Annotated in this window: 2 protein-coding genes; both read left to right on the plus strand. The window is 66.3% G+C overall.

What is annotated here, in order from left to right:
• The first annotated feature begins 266 nt into the window (after window positions 1-266).
• Window positions 267-1,301 carry a hypothetical protein gene (locus tag ACFXOZ_RS42420; protein ID WP_380595388.1) on the plus strand — a complete coding sequence of 345 codons (1,035 nt, stop codon included), beginning with the start codon at window positions 267-269 and terminating at the stop codon, window positions 1,299-1,301.
• Window positions 1,298-1,600, plus strand: coding sequence for a hypothetical protein (locus ACFXOZ_RS42425; RefSeq protein WP_380595390.1), 303 nt, complete (start codon window positions 1,298-1,300; stop codon window positions 1,598-1,600). Before ACFXOZ_RS42420 ends, ACFXOZ_RS42425 begins: the two co-directional genes overlap by 4 nt.
• The last annotated feature ends 825 nt before the right edge of the window (window positions 1,601-2,425 follow it).

A 2,425-nucleotide genomic window follows, 5' to 3' on the forward strand; every position in this document is an offset into this window, starting at 1 on the left:
TTTTTTTATAAATTCTGCGTCTGATTTCGGTGGCTGGTGTGGTCGCGGTTGGCGCCTTTCCCCCCGCGGAGACGGGGCGACGGGGTGGCGGGGCGACGGGGCGACGGGCGTAACCGGCCCGTCACCCCGGGCGGCTGGGAACCATCAAACGCCTGCGGCGCGGGTAGGGGCAGGCCGATCCTGTAGGCAGAAGCTAGGCAGTTCACTAGGCTGTCCGGCCCTCACCAACGGCACCGCAGAGACGGGCCGGCCGATGAGAACGTGGCGTGATCCGCTGGCCCGACGGGGATGTCCGTGATGCCCTGCGCGGTGTCTTCGGCGTGGCCACGAACGCAGAGCTGGGACTGTTCCCGAAGCGGACCCGGCGGGACCGTGAGGAGGTGAGTGAGTCGAAGCGCCGTGACTTCTTGGCCGTCTCCCTCGCCTCGATCCTGCCCGATGTGCTGCCGTCTCCATCTTCTCTGGGGATGAAGGACATTGACGATATTGCAGAGCGGACCTTCGCTCTGGAGGAGTGGGACCGGCGAAGCGGCGGTCTTGCCACTCGCCATCTGGCCTTCGGTGAACTGCGAAGCGCTGTCGATCTCACCAAGTCGTCGATGGGACCGCGTGTCCGCGACCGGCTGTGCGGCCAGATCGCCAATCTCGCCGACCTTGCAGCGTGGTCGGCGTTCGACGCGGGCCAGAGCTCACCTGCACGCAGCACGTTCGGGCTCGGCATCAAGGCGGCCCAGGAGGCCGGCGACGATGGGCTGCTGTGTCATGTCGCAACCGGCCTCGCCCGCCAGGAGATTGCCGAGCGTAAGTCCGGAGAGGCTGTCGCCCTGGCCGACATGGCCATGGGCAACGTGCCGTTGTCGGCGCTCGCGATGATCGCGGCGGTCAAGGCCCAGGCGCACGCCATCCAAGGCGACGAACCCGAGGTGATGCGGCAGATCGCCCTCGCGGAGTCGATCTACAGCCGCGTGAGTGATCTCCGCAGCGAGCCTCGCTGGATGTGGTACTTCACCGAACACAAGCTGCACGGCGAGACCGGCCACGCCCTCTACCTGCTCGCGGCGGTCAAGGGAAAGCCTGTCTCCGATCTGGTGTCCCGGCTTCGCCGAGCCGTGGACTCCCAGACCTCCAACCGGGCCCGCTCGAAGGCGATCGACACCGCCCAACTGGCCACAGTGCTCTACCGTCAGGGCGCCCGGGAAGAAGCCGAGCACTACGCCCGCACAGCCACCGACCTTTCCGCCGTCGTCCGCTCCGCACGACTGGACGCCGCACTGGCCGAGATGAGGAGAGCACAGGCATGACGATCGAAGACGTGATCAAGGAAGCTGCGGCTCGGGGAGTCACGGGGCTCCCGGAGCCTTCCCGGCTCACCCACGTCCGGGTGTGGCCGGGTGCGTCGCAGTGGGTCGGCGAGGTCGGCGAGCCGCCCCACAATGAGACCGTGGGGGATGGCATGTTCAACACCAAGGGCGAGGCTCAGGAAGCCGCGCTGAAGGCTGTTGCTGACGGCCGGGCCTTGCTGGCCTCCCTGCTCCCGGCGGATCTCGCAGCGACGGCCGCAGAGTGGCCGGAGCCGACCGTGAATGCTTGGGACGCCTGACAGCCAAATGGTTCCTGGCCCGAGAAGTGATCAATCGGGCCTCCTGCGGTCAGGGTGGCTCGGCATTGGCGCTGCGGGAGACCTGCCCTGCCTGTTGTCGGCGTGGGTGGTCATCGAGGCGTCGAGCGGGACTGCCGACCCGGAGTGAATGGTTAATCCCGGTGCAAGATTTCAAGGCCTTCTCGTCGCCTGCGTAGGAAGTCGGTCTGGCCGACTTCCTACGCAGAGATGGTTGGAAGTTCCGTTGCCGCTTCGGCATCACCGAAGCGGCAACGGGAGTGACTCGATTTTGCGATTTTCGGCGAGCTTCCCCTGGGCTTTCCTATATTTTGGGCGGGCCGGCCGTGCCGCGGCCGGCCCGCCCGAACCCTGTTGTCTTGGGTGGATGGATGTTCTGATCTATTCCAAGTCCCTGTGGTTTAATTTCGCCCCGTCTGAGATTTTTGGCGGCGTTCTCCCTCCTCCTCCTCCTCCTCCTCCTCTTACACGGCTCGCTAGATGACTTTATGAGTGGAGTGAGAGGTGTCGAATAATGCCGTTGCCGCTTCGGTGATGCCGAAGCGGAAACGGGTGGCAGGAATTGGGCGGAAGGTGTTTATTGGCTTTGGTTTCGGTGGCCCCGGCTAATCTTTGGCCGGGGCCACCGTCGCCTCTGTAGGGCGTAGAAAGATTGGGTGGGCGGGGTGTCCAGGGCCCGGCCACTTCCTGGCCAGTGCCTGTTTCGGGCGGGCCCCCCCCCAAGGCCCGGCCCCCCCCCCCCCGGGGGGGGTTGGGGGGGGGGCCCGCCCCGCGCGCCCCCCGCCTCTGGGGGATGGTCGCTCTCTG

The organism is Kitasatospora sp. NPDC059160, assembly GCF_042755465.1.
Lineage (GTDB): Bacteria > Actinomycetota > Actinomycetes > Streptomycetales > Streptomycetaceae > Kitasatospora.

Excerpts from the sequence above, each read along its gene's own strand:
- ACFXOZ_RS42425 (WP_380595390.1), top strand. The coding sequence starts at position 1,298 with ATGACGATCGAAGACGTGATCAAGGAAGCTGCGGCTCGGGGAGTCACG.